Raw genomic sequence first — 17,556 nt, 5'->3', positions numbered from 1 at the left:
ATTTATGAAAACAAAAGCCAGTTTGAATGAACGCGATTATCTTCACAATTTTATGTCTACGATGACACAAAAATCAGATACGATTATCAACTATGTTCTTGCCATTTATTTCCTTTTGGGAATTGCCTTAGCCTTTAAATACGACACATTTGAAATTGGAGTGGGAGTAGGGACTTTGAATCTTTTATTGTACTATTCGGCCAAATTTTTTATCAAAAACTCTAATTTTTATCAGTACGTTTTAGCAGTTGTTCTGGCTATTTTCATGGCACAGTATATCTATCAGATGCACGGATTATTCGAGATGCATTTTACGGTTTTTATTGCGAGTACGATTTTGATTATCTATCAAAACTGGAAACTGCAAATACCACTTACGTTTTTGGTGGTCTTGCATCACGGGGCTTTGGCATACATGCAAAACTATGTTTACACGGATCCAAAAGGATTACAGCTGTATTTTTCTCAGGTAAACTTTGATCTTGAAACCTTTATTATTCATGTCGTTTTAGCAGCAGTTGTTTTCTTTATGAACGGATATTGGGCGTATTATTTTAAGGAACACAGCCAAAACCATATTTCGAAAATTTCTGATGAATATGAATTGGAAAATATCAAATTAGCATCGGCAAAATATAGTTCGATGAGCGCTACTAAAGATTATAATGATTTTATTCATAGAACGACTCTTGATTTAAAATTGCCGGTCAATTCGGTTTTAAAACTTATTGATGTTTCAAAAGGACATACCGATAACGACAAACTTTTAAGTTATCTGGAAATGATGAGAGAAAGTGCTAAAAAAATTGATGATTTGGTGAATGACATTCATGTAAAATCGACTAACAGCAGAGGCCAAAGTTAATTGATGTAGAAAACTTAATTATAAAAATACTTTACAGGCCACAGTTTATACGCAAAATACAATTGCCTATTAATTTAAAATACAAAATTTATGGATAACAGAATTACTCGCCCGACTCCATCAGACAGAGAAGTTGATTGGAATAAAACTAAAGTATTATTAAGTAAAACAGATACAAAAGGAACTATTTTATACGCAAATGAAGCTTTTATAGATGTGTCAGGTTATGATGAGCATGAACTTATCGGACAGCCTCATAATGTGATCCGTCATCCTGATATGCCAAAAGTAATTTTTAAATTCTTGTGGGATAGTATTAAATCCAGTCAAAACATCCACGTTATTATCAAAAACATGTCAAAAACCGGAAGGTACTATTGGGTAATTACCGATTTTAAAATTATTGCTGATGGCGACGGAGAAATTGCAGGTTATTTTGGAACCAGAAAATCAGTTCCGGAAGAAATCATCACCAAGTTTATAGAACCTTTATATAAAAAACTGCTTCATATTGAAGAAGTAAGCGGTCTTGGAGCTTCTGAGGATTATTTAATTGGTTTTCTGGAAGAACGCAAAAAGACGTATATGGAGTATGTTGACCATCTGGTAGCAACAGGAAAAGATGATAAAAATAAAATAAGTAAAGGTCTTTTTAGTGGTTTGTTCGAAAAGAAAGCGCCACCTAAAAAATAAAGAATACAAAAAAAACTATATGCTTCATTGTGTGCACTAAATTTCAATTTTAAAATTTGTCCCCCAACAAATCTAAATCACCTTATAGAATAAGAATTATTGAATTTTAGATGTAATGCGGTGAAGTATATTTTTTTCTGAGCTTCTGAGTTGCTAAGCTTCTAAGTTACTAAGTTTTTTCAAAAAAGCTTCAAAGTAGCAGAGCAACAAAGGAACAAAGATTTTTTTTCGCCTTATTGCCTTATTTATTGCCGATATGAAGAGGCTCCGGAAGAAGAGTCTTGAAAATTGGAATTTTACTTTCTTTTTGGAATTTTAAAAAGAAACTTAGAATCTTAGCAACTCAGAACTTAGCACCTTAGCTAATATAATTCCAAATATTTTTCTTCTTCGTGAGTTCGATAAAAACCGCTTTTAGTACGGCGTGTTCCGGTTTTTGTAAGGGGCCGTCTTCTTTTAAGATTTTCATGGCGTAGTTTCTCGCCAGACCTAAAATGTCTCTGTCGCGCACAATATCAGCAATTTGAAGATTTAGAACACCACTTTGCTGTGTTCCCATTAAATCTCCCGGGCCTCGGAGTTTAAGATCTACTTCGGCAATTTCGAAACCATCATTGGTTTGTACCATGGTTTGCATTCGGGTTTTACTGTCATCACTTAACTTGTGGCTTGTCATCAGGATACAATAACTTTGTTCGGCACCACGACCTACACGGCCACGTAATTGGTGTAGCTGGGACAATCCAAAACGTTCTGCACTTTCGATAATCATTACACTCGCGTTGGGTACATTTACACCAACCTCAATTACAGTTGTTGCCACCATAATATTGGTTTTGCCTTCAGAGAAACGTTTCATTTCGGCATCTTTATCAGCCGGTTTCATTTTTCCATGTAAGATAGATATTGAATATTGAGGCAAAGGGAAATCACGTGATATACTTTCGTAGCCATCCATTAAATCCTTATAATCCATTTTTTCAGATTCCTGAATTAAGGGATAAACGATATAAATTTGTCTTCCCAAGGCAATTTCATCTCGCAGAAATTTCCATACTTTCAATCGGTTACTATCAAAACGATGTACGGTTTGAATGGGTTTTCTGCCGGGAGGCAATTCATCAATGACCGAAATATCGAGATCTCCGTAGAGACTCATCGCTAAAGTTCTCGGAATAGGAGTAGCAGTCATAACCAGAACGTGTGGCGGAATATCATTTTTCTTCCACAATTTTGATCTCTGTTCTACTCCAAAACGGTGTTGTTCATCAATAACAGCCAAACCTAAATTCTGGAATTTCACTTTATCTTCCAGCAAAGCATGAGTACCAATAATGATATGTAAACTTCCGTTTTCCAGTTCTTCGTGAATGATTCTTCGTGCCGCTATTTTAGTTGAGCCGGTTAATATTTTTATATTCAGGTTTAAGGTTTGAGCTAACTCAGATAACCCAATAAAATGCTGATTAGCGAGAATTTCTGTTGGCGCCATTAAACAAGCCTGAAAACCGTTATCGATTGCCAGAAGCATACTCAAAAAAGCAACAATGGTTTTTCCGGAACCTACATCTCCTTGTAATAATCGGTTCATTTGGGCATTGCTTCCCATGTCTGAACGGATTTCTTTTACCACTCTTTTCTGGGCGTTGGTAAGCTGAAACGGTAAATGGTTCTGGTAGAATTCATTAAAAAGTTCACCCACTTTTGTAAACGGATGCCCTTTTATTTTATGTTTTCTGATCAGGTTTTTAGTAATCAATTGCAATTGAATGAAGAACAGTTCTTCAAATTTCAATCGAAATTGGGCTTTCGCCAAAGCGTCAGTACTCTTCGGGAAATGTATGTTGAATAAAGCCGCTCTTTTCGAGATTAGTTTTAGTTCTTCTATTAAATAAGGAGGGAAGGTTTCTGTAAACAGAGCTTGGGTCTCAAGAAACAACTGCTCCATCATTTTATTAATCGTTCGGTTTGAAATCCCTCTGTTCGTAAGTGTTTCAGTCGAAGGATAAACAGGCTGCATCGCTGACCTAAGGCTTTTTTCGTGCTCGCTTAACAATTCAATTTCCGGATGCGCCATACTAAACTGACTTCCATAAAGCGAACATTTCCCGAAAATCACACAAACTTCATTCAGTTTTAAACTCTCCCGAATCCATTTGTGTCCCTGAAACCAGTTCAGGTCTATTTGCCCCGTATCATCCACGAAAGTGGCTACTAAACGTTTTTTGTTTTTGGCAAATTCAACTGTTTTTATATTGATGATTTTACCAATAATCTGAACTTCGGCACCTGTATTCTGTAGCTCGTTGATCTTGTAATAACGTGTTCTGTCAATATATCTGTTCGGAAAAAAATTAACTAAATCCCTGTATTTATGAATACCCAATTCCTTACGAAGCAATTGACCACGACTGGGACCAACACCTTTTAAGTATTCGATTGGGGTTTCAAGGAGATTATTAGACATTAATTTATTTTAGAATTTAGGTTATAGAAAATAGAATATGGAAAATAGATTATAGAATGTAGAATATGGATCATAGTTAATAGATTTTAGTCTCTTTACTCTATTTCTCTTTACTCTATTCTCTTTGTCCTATTCTCTTAACTCTATTCTCTTTAGAAAAGCGAAGATAAATTTAAAATAGGAAATTTGAAAGCCTGAAATAATTGATTAGGTATTTTAACAAATAAAGATAATTATTAGATTTGTTAAATGTTTAAAATATAAGCTCCTATATGATTAACGAAGAAAAAGTTCCTTTTGAAACCTTAGAGTTTGCCGGCGTTACATTTAAAGTTATTAATCGACACGAAGCTCACAATATTATTGGAGATCTTACCGATTTTAATAATGAAAAAATCTATAATGTTTTTGAAGATACCTGGCGTTTTCCTGACTATGAAGAAAATCCAATTTTTCTGCTAGCAGAAGATGATGTACAAATGGATTCGTTTGAAATGGATTATAGTACAGAAGAACATCCTGATGTTTTTATACTAGGATTTATTTTTAAAGGAAATCTTTCGGTTACGAAACTTATAAGTTCTTTTGATACTGATAATTCACCTGCTTTAATTGTTTTAGGACAAACAACAAGTGTAAATATCAATTTGTTTGGAAGCGTGCATTATTTGGGTGGCGGCGTAAAATGCGATGCACTTTTAGGAGAATACAATCACGGAGAACTTTTTGTAAAAGGCGATGTTACAGCCTGGTTAATTTACAGTGATGATATGCTAATGCATTTTGAACGTTTTACAGATATTCAGGCCATAATTAATGTAAACCGACCAGATATATTAATCTGCAGTAATGTTGCGGATGAAAATGGAGCAGTGATGACAATTGAAAATTACTTTCCGTCGACTCATAAATTATCAGATATTGTACATGATTCTTTTATCGAAATTTCAGATTATGGAACAAAGATTTTAGGAAATAATTATCACGAAGATGCCTTTAAACAAGGACTTTCGATTCTGGATTACGAAAAAACGGAAAAGTATATGTATGCTAATTTCCGTGATAAGTTTATCGAAATGATCAACGTTTTGTCTGGACTGGAATTTATAGGCAGAATCAGCAAAGAAAGTGAAGGAAACGAGTATTCGTTTATTCCGTTTGAATATGAAGGAAAGAAATACAGTCAGATTTCTGAAGATATTACAAATGGTTTCAATATTAGATTGCGCGCTTTATGGTGCCATGATAATGAAGAAATAACACTTTTACTGGAATATTTATATGAGGACGGAAATCCAAAATTCCAATGGGCTAACAACGAAACGGCTCCCGGAATTGAAATGTTTTGTGTAAAATGTGCTGTAATCAAAGTTTTTGAAGTACTCACGGCAGAAACTTCTGAGGAAGAAGATGACGATGATGATGAAACAGAATATGCAGAATATGACAACAGTTTTTCATTAGAAGATTTTTCAGTTCAGTTTGGCAGTTATGCTTTACCGGAAGATTTGTTAAAACTGTATAAATTCGAGCAGGAATTTGGCGCAGAAACCTATTCGGAATGTTTTGGCCTTACCATAACAAATGAAAAAACCGGGATAAAAACATGGTCTGAGAAAGAAGAATTTTATAATAGTTTTATTGAATTTTCAGGAGCAAATGGTTCAGGAAGTTCTTATGCATATTGGTTGATAGATAATGATTTAAACCATTGCCCGATAGTGGTTTTTGGTGATGAAGGCGGTATTCATGTTGTAGCCGAAAATACACGTGCATTGATTCATCTTTTGACTTTGGATACAGAAATTTCAGTTGATTTTGATTCTGCTTATTTTTATAAAGACGAGGAATATTATAAAGAAAATGAAAATAAAGACGAGTTTCAGCAATGGGTTAAAAAAGAATTTAATCTTGAACCAATAGAAACAAACGAAGAAACGGACGAGATTGTAAACCAGGCCAATGCAAGATATAAAAAGCGATTAAACGATTTTTTAACCAAGTTTGATATAGAAATTGGAGAAGATGAAGAGTAGTTGTCCATAATCATCAAATGAATTTTTATCTTTGAACAAAACTTAAACAATGACAACACATTTAGCACTTTTACGAGGAATCAACGTTTCCGGTCACAATATGATGAAAATGGAGGCTTTGAAAACTATGTTAGAAAATATTGGTTTTACGAATGTGAGAACGTATCTGCAATCCGGAAATGTTTTTGTAGATACAGACGAAGAAAGTGCTTCGAAAGTGGGTTTTATGATCAAACAGGAAATTTTTAAGGTCTTCGGACATGAAGTTCCTACCATAGTTATTGCCAAAGAAGATCTGGAATTGTGTTTTAAAAATAATCCTTATTTCAAAGAAAAAGATATAGATACCAAAAAACTATATGTTGCCTTTGTATCAACTACTCTGAAAAAAGAAAACATAAATGATTTAAAAATCAGTCAGTTTAAACCCGATGAAGCTAGCATCGACGGCAACAGAATTTTTATTAAATACGACATTGGTGCTGGAAAAACCAGATTAGAAGGAAAATATATCGAGAAAAAACTTAATGTTATAGTAACAATGCGAAACTGGAATACGGTTACGAATTTACTAGAATTATATAACGGTTAATGTGATAATTACTAATCTCTTAGCCATTTTTGCATTACAGGAAAAGCTTCTTTGCCTTCTTTGAGTGCACGATCATTACTTAAGGTAAGTCCAATCCATTCTAAAAACGGCAATCCAATATAATTTTTATCACTAAAATTCGAAATAAACCAATCCGAAGCGCCTTTATAACCATTAGGGTGAAATACAAAGTCAAGTGGTAATTGTAAATGATTTGCAGCTGCAAATGACCATAAAATCGCTGCTATTTCTTCGGCCTGGGTAGGCCATTTGGGCGACATTTCGCTTGTACCGGCCTTGTTTCTTTCAGCAGATGTGGTAACCGCTAAATGCCCTGCTTCGTGTAAAATATCACCTGGATATAATAATTGATCATAATCGATATAAATACAATTTGGTCCCAGGCTTAATCCTGGTAAAAAGCTTGTATCTAATTCTTTTTCAATTACATCAATTCCTATTTCATTAAGGAATTCCAGAATTTTTTTTATTTCTAAACTAATTTCTTTTACAGCCATAATATGTTTTAATGAAATTAATAATTGAATTGAAACTGAATTCTAAATGTAATAAAAGTAAATTATTTTTCGATAACTGTTACAGGCGCCCTTTTTAAAAAGATAGTATCACAATTGTGCACAGCACCTTTTCTTATTCCACCACCAAAAGGATTAAATAATTGTATCGATTTATTTTCGTAGCCCTCTTTAATAATTGCTTCATTTACCATTAATGGCGGCGCTTCATAGCCAACAAAAGTAAACTCAGAATAACGTAATTCTTTTAATTGAAAATAACCTTTTGTGTCTGTGAGATTTTCTCCAACTTTGCAGTTTTCAATTGGTTTTCTGCTGATAGGATCATAAATATACCCCATAATCTGAGGTCTTTTGCAACGGCTTACCAGACAGCTCTGGCAAACGAGGGCAATAGTTATTAGAAATATAAGGGTACAAATCTTTTTAAAATAGAATATTTTCATTGTTGTTAAATTAGGTCACAATACCAAAATCCAAAATCAAAAGCATCGCTGGCACTTGTATCACAAGCAGTATCGGAAGAATCTTCGGTTTTAGGCTTTTCGTATTTTCGATACACGATTTCGCCAATTTCAAATTTTACAGGTTCTGAAAAAATCGGACCATCAAAAGTAAAGGTATGAAATTCACCGTTTTCACCGCAAACATCTACATTATCAGGCAAATCGTTAATGAATTCCTGATCGATAATTCGGCCAACAAAATTCTTGTCTAAATAACGTTCGTTTACGCAAACGACAATCGTTTTAAATCCTAACGAAATGAATTCCTGTATTAAATCCTGCGTTGGAATCTTCCAAAGCGGAAAAACACCTTCAAAACCTATTTTAGCCAATTGATCTTCGCGGTATTGGCGTAAATCTTCCAGGAAAATATCACCAAAAACAGAACGTGTTATTCCTTCGTTTTTTAATTCGGTTAAAGTTTTGGTCATCACACTTTCATAGACCTCCATTGTTGGCATTTCAGGAATCTGCATGATTTTAAGTGGCAATCCAATGCTTTTTGCCTGCGCTTCTAATAATTCGACACGAACGCCATGCATAGAAATTCGTTGAAATTGCTGATTGACGCTCGTAAGCAAATATTCGATTTTAAAATCAGGATTTTGTAATGTTTTATACAATGCCAGAGCAGAATCTTTTCCGCTGCTCCAGTTAAATAAGGCTTTTTTTGGTATTGACACGTAGTTGTAATTTTCTAAGGTAAACATACAAATTTCATTCGATTTGTTGGTGAAACCTTTGTAACTTTGGGATTTCGCCTTCAAATTTATTTCAATGAAATACATCTTCCTATTTATTACCAGTTTCGTTTTTGCACAACAAACCCAATTTGTCGATTTTAAATCGGTTTCAGGACAATTAAAATTAAACACAGCGGAAAAATCAGTTCACGGAATTGTCGATTATCGCTTTGAGGTTTTAAAGCCTATTGATACCATTAAAATCGATGCTAAAAACATGGATTTTTTTCATATTCAGATCGATAATAAAGATGTTGTTTATATTAATACCGGCAAAGAATTGCAAATTCTGAATAATTTTCAGAAGGGAGAAAACCGCTTAACTTTCGAATATTCGGTTAAACCAAAACAGGCTCTTTACTTTATTAATATTGATAATACAGAAACTCAAATCTGGACGCAAGGTCAGGGAAGATATACCAGTAATTGGTTTCCTAGTTTCGACGATGTAAACGAAAAAATTATTTTTAGTTTAGGAATTACCTACGAGAATGATTATCAGGTTGTTTCAAACGGAATTTTAAAAGAAAAAAAATCAGAAGGAAATTCAACGCATTGGCAATACCAAATGCAAAATCCTATGAGTTCTTATTTATTAATGCTTGCCATTGGGAAATATGATAAAAAAGAATTCAAAGCAAAATCTAAAATTGCGCTGGAATATTATCTTGAAAATAAAGATACGAACCGTTTTGAACCAACATACCGATATTCAAAACGTATTTTTGATTTTTTAGAAAAAGAAATAGGAGTGAAGTATCCGTGGGAAATCTATAGAGAAATTCCTGTTCGCGATTTCCTGTATGCTGGTATGGAAAATACAACTACTACACTTTTCGCGACACGATATATTGTGGATTCGATAGGATTTACAGATCGAAATTATACAAACGTTGACGCTCATGAGTTGGCACATCATTGGTTTGGAGATTTAATTACGGCCGAAAGCAGTACACATCATTGGCTTCAGGAAGGTTTTGCAACGTATTATGCAGCATTGGCCGAAAGGGAAATTTATGGAGATGATTTTTTCTATTCGAAATTATACGAAACGGCACAACAAATAAAATTTGCTTCAAGAACAGATTCGGTTCCGGTTTTGAATGCCAAAGCAAGTTCGTTGACTTTTTATGAAAAAGGTGCCTGGGCATTGTTTGTTTTACATGAATCCATTGGTGATAAAGCATTCAAAAAAGCGATAAAAAATTATCTGAAAAAGTATGCTTATCAAACTGTAAATACACAAAATTTCTTTGATGAAATCAAAAAAGTATCCGATTTTGATTTGGATAAATTTCAGAAAACCTGGTTAGAATCGACAGCTTTTGATACACCCACAGCGAATGCTTTATTGAGTAAAAACAAAGCCATTCAAGTTAGATTGGAAGTTGATAAATTGAAGAAAACGCCATTACCGGAGAAAATAGAGTTTTTAAAAAAGACTTTAGAATCGAACGTTTACGAAACTGTAAAAGAAGCTATTGTAAACCAGACAGAACCTGAAAAGTACGAAGCAAAGAAAGAGCTTTTACTAATAGCTTTGCAAACCAACAATATACAAGTCCGACAAGCTGTGGCAGAATCATTGTCCAAAATCCCGGAAGATTTTAGAACAAATTACGAAACCTTATTAGACGATCAATCCTATCAGACACAGGAAATTGCATTGTTTTATTTGTGGAAAAATTTCCCGGATCATCGTACAGAATATCTAAATAAATCGAAAAACTGGATTGGTTTCAACGATTTTAATCTTCGAATATTATGGCTTTCATTAGCATTATCGACTCCGGATTACAGCGATAATCCGGATGCTTTAGCCAATGAGTTAATTTCATTTTCATCTACAAAATACGAAGCTACAACACGACAAAATGCACTTGAAAAACTGATTGCTTTTAAGATAATTAACGATCAGGTTTTGAGTAATTTAGTCAGCGCAACCACGCATCATATGTGGCAATTTTCAAAATACGGCAGAGATACAATACGGTTTTTATTAAAAAATTCAGAAATGCGTGCTTTGTTTGAGAGAATTTTGCCTAATTTGAACCCCGAAGAACAATTTCAATTGAATCGTTTATTAGTTGAAAAAAGTTAAAAGTTATGAGTTGTGAATTATGAGTTGGGAACTTTAAGTTAAGCGAATAAAAAAACACGAAATATTAAGATAATAGAATTCGAAGTGATGAGAATAGAAAAGATAAAAAATATTATAACTCATAACTTTTAACTCATAACCCATAACTAAAAAAATGAGAGCATTGGTTATTTCTGGTGGAGGAAGTAAAGGCGCGTTTGCCGGTGGTGTAGCGCAATATTTAATAGAAGAGAAAAATCACGAATATGATTTATTTATAGGAACTTCTACAGGTAGCTTACTTATTCCCCATTTGGCCCTGGGTCATATTAAACAAATTCACTCTATTTATACCAATGTTACCATGGCTAATATTTTCAATATTTGTCCTTTTGTGATTAAAACCAAAGGAGGAGTAGATATTGTTACCATAAATCACTTCAATGTTCTACGTCAGTTTTTTAAAGGAAAAAGAACGTTTGGAGAAAGTAAAGGATTGAAAAAATACATTAGAAATAATTTTTCTCTTTCGGATTTTAATAAGTTAAAGAAACAGAAAAACGATGTTATCATTACAGTCACCAATTTCACTAAAAACGAATCAGAATATAAATCGATAAAAGATTGCACTTACGAAGAGTTTTGTGATTGGTCTTGGATTTCAAGTAATTACGTTCCGTTTATGAGTTTGGTCGAGAAAGACAACTTCGAATATGGTGACGGAGGATTTTCAAGCCTGGTTCCGATTCGTGAAGCGATTAACCGCGGCGCTACTGAAATTGATGTTATTATTCTGGAAACCGAAGTCAATATGAATAAAACCGTTATTGGTAAAAATCCGTTTTCCTTAATGATCGATTTGTTCCGAATTGCTTTGGATCAGGTTGAAAAACACGATATTGCTATAGGAAAACTGATGGCAAACAATAAGAATGTAAAACTTAACTTATATTACACGCCCACAAAACTAACTGATAATGCTTTGATTTTTAATAAAGAAGTCATGAAAGAATGGTGGGAGCAGGGTTACGAATATGCTCAGAATAAGTCTGAGGTTATGAGTGATAATAGATGATTTTAGATTGCTGATTTTAGATTTTAGATTGATATTTAATAGTGTTAAAATGTTGATGTATAATATAAATAATAAAAATGAGCAATTTTAGATATAGTATTTGTGAGCCGAAAAATCCAAAGGTTATTGAAAAAGGAAAGATTGATTCTTCAGAGATAATACAAATATTTGAAAATTTTCCGTGGAATTTACATTTGAAAGAAATGGAAAACGAACAAACTAATTACTATTCGCCTTCAATTGAATTTGAAAATTTAAACAACAAAAATGGTTTAGCAATTTCTGCTGTTGGTACTCCAAAGAAATATGAATTTTATGTTTTTTTTAAAAGACCAAAGTTGCAAAAAACGTGGTTTGGATTAAGTGAAAAAATGAATAAAGATTTTACATCTGAATTGCTTGATCTGACTAAAGAAAAAACAATCGAAATTGTAAAAGCTTTGATGGATAATAATCTAAATTACCTGGAGAGCAAATTTCAATAGTTTTTATAAAGCTGATTTATTTATTATTGTAAATAGCTAGAAATTAATTTTTTATGATACTCTCTTTTGATCTGGATGACACATTGATTTCTAATAAGTTTGAATTAGAAAAAACAAATTTTCTTCAGCGTATTCTTGGTATTGAATGCTTGAGAAAAGGAACGATAGATTTATTTAAAGAGTTAAAAAAACAAAAACATCAAATTTATATTTATACCACTTCACACAGAAGCGAATCGAGGATAAAATGGATGTTTTATTCGTATGGTATTGCTGTTGATTATGTAATAAACCAACAGAAACATCAACAAAAACTCCGCAACACAAATATTTATAGCTCGAAGTTCCCTACAGTATTTAATATTGATATTCATGTAGATGATTCAATGGGAGTTGAAGCCGAAGGCAAAAAGTATGGATTCAAAACTATTATAATTTCTGAAACTGATAAAAATTGGACTCAGACAATTTTAAAAAAGATATAATGTTTTTTATCAAATTCAATATTACTTTTAATTTAATCACATCTAAATGAGAGTTGTAAAATTATTTCTTTTCTTCTTTGTTACTTTAAACATATTCAGTCAGGAAAATCTATGCAGGACTTTTATTTGGGATAAATCTGAAGTATTTCAAAAGAATGAATTACTTAAATATAATAGTCATGATTTTTCTAATTTATGGAATACTGGAGACCGTGATGTTTATGGTGTGATTGGTGATAATTACCAGCGGATATTGATAAAGTTTATTTCGATTAAAAGAAATGAAAAAAATAAAGCAGAATATATCGTTCATGGTAAGTCAAACGTTAAATCAAATATTTGTGATTTTGTGGGCACAATAACCATCGTGAAAATACAAGAACTTAAAATACGAAAATTTGGCGTTGATGATGAATATAAAAATGCAGGAATAAAAAGTCAGGGATTGGTAGTGGCTAATTATAAGTTTGTTGAAAATAAAAATCAAAAGAATACAGGGGAATTTCACGGACAGGTGCAAACCATATTTTATGTTGATAAAAACAATTTAATCACGTACAACGATATTGAAAGTTATAGGGATAATTATTTTAATAATGCGTTTGTTGGAATATGGAAATCTAATAATTCTGGAAAAGAAAAAATATGCAATTGGGGTCATTACAGGATTCCCAGCGTAAATTACGATTTTGATATTGGAGCCGGAGAAATAAGTGTTTCTAATAAATACTTTAAAAACGGATGGGAAGTTAAACCGAAAGAAAACTGGTGGAAATAATAAGGATAAATGAAGTACTTGATTTTAGATTTTAGACTAAAAAAACATAATCTAAAATCTAAAACCAGAACTCTGCAATTATAATTTTACCACAACTCAGATACCTCGTTTTTGATATATCCTAAAGCAGCATTACTTGGTGATTGTTTTTCTAATAAATCATTCAGGATTACTTCACGTAATTTATCAGCACTGTCAACGCGATCACTCATAGCGGCTTTACGTATGATTTGTATCGTTGAATTTTTGGCAGTAGTAATGATTGTCCAACACTCGTCTGACATATAAATTTGCTGTGTTAAATTATGTTCGAATTCCTGTTCGATCTGGTCGATTACATAATTTTCATAATCATGTTTCTCGTTCGAAATAGGAGTTATTCTGATTAGTAATTTAGTTAAATTGATACGTTCTAAAAACAAAGTCATTCGCTCGTAAGCTTGCAAACGTATTGGAAGAGATTGTTTTTGATATTCTCTGTTTAATAAAAAGTTACGTTTTTTATCGTTGTTTTTTATGTGTAATTCAAAAAAGCTGTAAGCCACAAATCCTGTAACAATGGCTGGTAAAGTATAACTGGCTAATTCTATAATTCGTGTATAATCCATTTGGTTCAATTTTTCAACAAAAATATACTTTTTGAGGAGAAATCCGATTTAATTTTATTGTAATAAACAAAATGGAAGTCTACTTTTGTAGACTTCTTTTTAAACCGCCTGAAACACAATATTAATGGATTTATATATCATATTTTTTCTTTGTCTGGCTGCTTTTGCAGCCGGATTTATTGATGCAATTGTTGGCGGAGGAGGATTGATTCAAACTCCAATGGGATTGATTTTATTGCCCAATTTACCTGTTTCGACTGTTATAGGAACTTTAAAAATTCCTGCTTTTAGCGGAACAGCTTTTGCCGCTTTTCAATACATGAAAAAAGTAGTGATTCAATGGCGATTGTTGTTGATTATGATGTGTTTAGCGGTTCCTTCAGCTTTTTTGGGATCTACAATATTAACAATGGTGAGTAATGATTTTATGAAACCTCTGTTGCTTGTGGTTTTATCGTTGCTGTTTGTATATACCTATGCGAAAAAGAATTTTGGACAACATGTAGCCAAAGATCATTCGGCTGCAACTCAAATTATTTATGCCGTTGTAATTAGTATCATTGTTGGTTTCTACGATGGCTTTATTGGTCCGGGAACCGGAAGTTTTTTTGTGGTTGCCTTCATTGCTCTTTTAGGTTTTGATTTTTTACACGCTTCTGCAAATGCTAAAATGGTAAATCTGGCCACTAATTTTGGTTCGATTTGTTTGTTTATGATCAAAGGAAAAATCATTTGGTCGATTGCAATTCCAATGGCAATTAGCAACGGACTTGGCGGATGGCTTGGTGCTAAGCTGGCCATTAATAAAGGAAATGGTTTTATTAGGATTTTCTTTTTGATTGTGGTGGTTGGTACGTTGATTCGATTTGCTTACGATGTTTTTTATAAATAAAAATACTAAGATTCTGAGACTCTGAGTTTTTTGCTAATTGTTAGAATATATATTTTAATGTTTAAATTGTGAGATAATTAAATTTTGAAAAAAAACTTAGCATCTTAGCGACTTTCTAACTTAGCAACGTTCTCAAAAAAGCCAATTGTTTCTAATTTAGCCCCGATAGAGGCGGTATCCTCGCAGTGAAACGGAGAGATATAGCCGAAAGCGGGAACTATATTTCTTAAAAAAGCCTATTGTTCTGCTTCTAAAAAAGGCTTAGAAACTTATAATCTTAGAAACTTAGTTTCTTAAAAAAAGGTAGTAGCTTATTCAATCATTAATTCTTATTTTTGCATCATATGGAGAAGAATTTCATGCAAAAGTACATTGACCAGCTCAATGAGGCACAACGACAACCCGTTCTAAAAAAAGACGGGCCAATGATTATTATTGCTGGAGCGGGTTCTGGAAAAACCCGTGTTTTAACTATTAGAATTGCTTATTTGATGGCGCAGGGTATTGACGCTTTCAATATTTTGTCGCTTACGTTTACGAACAAAGCTGCTCGTGAAATGAAGCACAGGATTTCGGATATTGTGGGAGCATCTGAAGCAAAAAATCTTTGGATGGGAACTTTTCACTCGATCTTTGCCCGTATTCTTCGTGCGGAGTCGGATCATTTAGGTTATCCATCGAATTTTACCATTTATGATTCTCAGGATTCAGCGAGATTAATTTCTTCGATTATCAAAGAAATGCAGCTGGATCGTGATGTTTATAAACCAAAACAAATATTAGGACGTATATCTAATTATAAAAATAGTTTGATTACGGTAAAAGCCTATTTCAATAATCCTGAACTGGTAGAGGCTGATGCAATGGCCAAAAGACCTCGTTTGGGAGAAATTTATCAGCAATACGTAGAGCGTTGTTTTAAAGCAGGAGCGATGGATTTTGATGATTTGTTGTTGAAAACCAATGAGTTATTGACCCGTTTTCCGGAGGTTTTAGCCAAATATCAGAATCGTTTTCGTTACATATTGGTGGATGAGTACCAGGATACGAATCATTCTCAGTATTTGATTGTTAGGGCTTTATCAGATAAGTTTCAGAATATTTGTGTGGTTGGTGATGATGCGCAGAGTATTTATGCTTTCCGTGGGGCGAATATTAATAATATTTTGAATTTCCAGAAAGATTATGAAGGCGTAATAATGTTTCGTTTAGAGCAAAATTACCGTTCGACGAGAAATATTGTTGAAGCGGCGAATACTGTAATGGAACATAATAAAACGAAACTGGATAAGGTAGTTTGGACTGCGAATGATTTTGGCTCAAAAATTAAAATACATCGTAGTTTAACAGATGCTGAAGAAGGACGTTTTGTAGCAAGTACCATTTTTGAACAAAAAATGCAAAATCAATTGCATAATGGTGCATTTGCGATTTTGTATCGTACGAATGCTCAGTCGCGTGCAATGGAGGATGCTTTGCGTAAGAGAGATATTCCGTATCGTATTTATGGTGGATTGTCGTTCTACCAACGTAAGGAGATTAAAGATGTTTTGTGTTATTTGCGTTTGGTAATTAACCCAAAAGATGAAGAAGCGCTGGTTCGTGTAATTAATTATCCGGCTCGTGGAATTGGTGATACAACGGTTGAGAAGTTGACTATCGCCGCGAATCATTATAAGCGTTCGATTTGGGAAGTGATGGTGAATATTGATAAAATCGACTTGAAACTGAACACAGGAACAAAGAACAAAATCAATGATTTTGTGACAATGATTCAGAGTTTTCAGGTTATTGATCAAAATCAGGATGCTTTTTATATTACTGATTATGTGACTAAGAAAACCGGTCTTGTTCAGGAATTAAAGAAAGATGCTACTCCTGAAGGAATGGCAAAGATTCAGAATATCGAAGAGCTATTAAATGGTTTAAAAGATTTTACCGAAGGACAAAAAGAAATTGATGGCGCAAGAGGAGCTTTGTCTGAATTTATGGAAGATGTAGCGCTTGCAACTGATTTAGATAAAGACACATCTGATGAAGATCGTGTGGCATTAATGACGATTCACTTAGCAAAAGGATTGGAATTTCCTCATGTTTTTGTGGTAGGAATGGAGGAAGATTTGTTTCCGAGTGCGATGAGTATGAGCACAAGAAGCGAACTAGAAGAAGAACGTCGATTATTTTACGTAGCTTTAACTCGTGCAGAGCATCATGCTTATTTAACATATGCACAATCGCGTTACCGTTGGGGGAAACTGACTGATAGCGAACCATCGCGTTTTATTGAAGAAATCGACGCACAATACTTGGAATATTTAACTCCGGCAGAAACGAATTACCGATATAAATCACCTATCGATGGGGATATTTTTGGAGATGTCGACAAATCTAAATTAAGACAGGCAAAACCAATTGGATCTACGCCACCAAAACATGTTACGGATAATCAGCCAAAGCCTGATTTGAATATTCGTAAATTAAAGCCCGTGACAGGAACGAATCCTAACAGTGCTGCGCCGAATTTATTTGAGAATAAGCTAACTATTGGAAATGTTGTAATGCACGAACGTTTCGGTAAAGGTGAAGTCGTAAATTTAGAAGGTGTTGGTGCTGATAAAAAAGCAGAAATAAAATTTGAAGTTGGAGGTATCAAGAAATTGTTGCTAAGATTTGCTAAATTAGATGTGGTAGGGTAGAAAAGAATATAGAAAAAAG

The 17,556-nt window shown here is 33.4% G+C and carries 16 protein-coding genes; 11 read left to right on the top strand and 5 right to left on the bottom strand.

Translation table 11 applies throughout. From position 1 onward, the window contains the following. Positions 1–4 precede the first annotated feature (4 nt). On the top strand, positions 5–865 hold the full coding sequence (locus IRZ78_RS00740; RefSeq protein WP_194614692.1) for a hypothetical protein: 861 nt from the start codon (positions 5–7) through the stop codon (positions 863–865). A gap of 90 nt (positions 866–955) precedes the next feature. Continuing rightward, positions 956–1,558, top strand: a complete 603-nt coding sequence (locus tag IRZ78_RS00735; RefSeq protein WP_194614691.1) for a PAS domain-containing protein — start codon at positions 956–958, stop codon at positions 1,556–1,558. A 358-nt stretch (positions 1,559–1,916) separates the two neighbouring features. On the opposite strand, the gene recG is transcribed toward IRZ78_RS00735, so the two are convergent. Continuing rightward, the gene (gene recG, locus IRZ78_RS00730) at positions 1,917–4,025 is read right to left on the bottom strand and encodes an ATP-dependent DNA helicase RecG (RefSeq protein WP_194614690.1); all 2,109 of its coding nucleotides are present in this window, start codon (positions 4,023–4,025) and stop codon (positions 1,917–1,919) included. 272 nt (positions 4,026–4,297) lie between these two features. Between recG and IRZ78_RS00725 the strand changes: the two genes are divergently transcribed. Both IRZ78_RS00725 and IRZ78_RS00720 read left to right on the top strand, forming a co-directional pair. Next, positions 4,298–6,061: a hypothetical protein gene (locus tag IRZ78_RS00725; protein ID WP_228520306.1), complete on the top strand. Its 1,764-nt coding sequence runs from the start codon at positions 4,298–4,300 to the stop codon at positions 6,059–6,061. Positions 6,062–6,110: 49 nt separating this feature from the next. Then, a complete protein-coding gene (locus tag IRZ78_RS00720; protein ID WP_194614689.1) occupies positions 6,111–6,653 on the top strand; it encodes a DUF1697 domain-containing protein in 543 nt (180 codons plus the stop codon). A gap of 11 nt (positions 6,654–6,664) precedes the next feature. Here IRZ78_RS00720 and IRZ78_RS00715 read toward each other — a convergent pair whose 3' ends face one another. The 3 genes from IRZ78_RS00715 to IRZ78_RS00705 all read right to left on the bottom strand — a co-directional run bounded on the left by IRZ78_RS00715 (position 6,665) and on the right by IRZ78_RS00705 (position 8,405). After that, positions 6,665–7,171: a hypothetical protein gene (locus tag IRZ78_RS00715; protein ID WP_194614688.1), complete on the bottom strand. Its 507-nt coding sequence runs from the start codon at positions 7,169–7,171 to the stop codon at positions 6,665–6,667. Between the two features lie 62 nt (positions 7,172–7,233). Further along, on the bottom strand, positions 7,234–7,635 hold the full coding sequence (locus IRZ78_RS00710) for a hypothetical protein (RefSeq protein ID WP_194614687.1): 402 nt from the start codon (positions 7,633–7,635) through the stop codon (positions 7,234–7,236). Positions 7,636–7,640: 5 nt separating this feature from the next. After that, positions 7,641–8,405: a diphthine--ammonia ligase gene (locus IRZ78_RS00705; RefSeq protein ID WP_194614686.1), complete on the bottom strand. Its 765-nt coding sequence runs from the start codon at positions 8,403–8,405 to the stop codon at positions 7,641–7,643. A gap of 67 nt (positions 8,406–8,472) precedes the next feature. On the opposite strand from IRZ78_RS00705, the gene IRZ78_RS00700 reads away from it, so the two are divergent. From IRZ78_RS00700 to IRZ78_RS00680, 5 genes are all read left to right on the top strand, one after another. Further along, positions 8,473–10,539, top strand: coding sequence for a M1 family metallopeptidase (locus tag IRZ78_RS00700; RefSeq protein WP_194614685.1), 2,067 nt, complete (start codon positions 8,473–8,475; stop codon positions 10,537–10,539). Positions 10,540–10,693: 154 nt separating this feature from the next. Beyond that, complete coding sequence (locus tag IRZ78_RS00695; protein ID WP_194614684.1) at positions 10,694–11,593, top strand: patatin-like phospholipase family protein; 900 nt, start codon at positions 10,694–10,696, stop codon at positions 11,591–11,593. A gap of 77 nt (positions 11,594–11,670) precedes the next feature. Next, positions 11,671–12,078, top strand: a complete 408-nt coding sequence (locus tag IRZ78_RS00690; RefSeq protein ID WP_194614683.1) for a hypothetical protein — start codon at positions 11,671–11,673, stop codon at positions 12,076–12,078. 53 nt (positions 12,079–12,131) lie between these two features. After that, positions 12,132–12,563 carry a hypothetical protein gene (locus IRZ78_RS00685; RefSeq protein ID WP_194614682.1) on the top strand — a complete coding sequence of 144 codons (432 nt, stop codon included), beginning with the start codon at positions 12,132–12,134 and terminating at the stop codon, positions 12,561–12,563. 46 nt (positions 12,564–12,609) lie between these two features. Further along, positions 12,610–13,341: a hypothetical protein gene (locus IRZ78_RS00680; protein WP_194614681.1), complete on the top strand. Its 732-nt coding sequence runs from the start codon at positions 12,610–12,612 to the stop codon at positions 13,339–13,341. A gap of 86 nt (positions 13,342–13,427) precedes the next feature. On the opposite strand, the gene IRZ78_RS00675 is transcribed toward IRZ78_RS00680, so the two are convergent. Continuing rightward, positions 13,428–13,949, bottom strand: a complete 522-nt coding sequence (locus IRZ78_RS00675) for a hypothetical protein (protein ID WP_194614680.1) — start codon at positions 13,947–13,949, stop codon at positions 13,428–13,430. 124 nt (positions 13,950–14,073) lie between these two features. Here IRZ78_RS00675 and IRZ78_RS00670 point away from each other — a divergent pair, with 124 nt between their 5' ends. Together IRZ78_RS00670 and IRZ78_RS00665 are read left to right on the top strand one after the other, a co-directional pair. Next, positions 14,074–14,841: a TSUP family transporter gene (locus IRZ78_RS00670; RefSeq protein ID WP_194614679.1), complete on the top strand. Its 768-nt coding sequence runs from the start codon at positions 14,074–14,076 to the stop codon at positions 14,839–14,841. A gap of 359 nt (positions 14,842–15,200) precedes the next feature. Continuing rightward, positions 15,201–17,537 (top strand): UvrD-helicase domain-containing protein, encoded by a 2,337-nt coding sequence (locus tag IRZ78_RS00665; protein ID WP_194614956.1) that lies wholly within the window; start codon positions 15,201–15,203, stop codon positions 17,535–17,537. Positions 17,538–17,556: the final 19 nt, after the last annotated feature.

Source organism: Flavobacterium sp. CSZ (assembly GCF_015350725.1).
Lineage (GTDB): Bacteria > Bacteroidota > Bacteroidia > Flavobacteriales > Flavobacteriaceae > Flavobacterium.
Note: the sequence above shows the minus strand (reverse complement) of the source record. Positions and strands in the feature narration are given on the sequence as shown.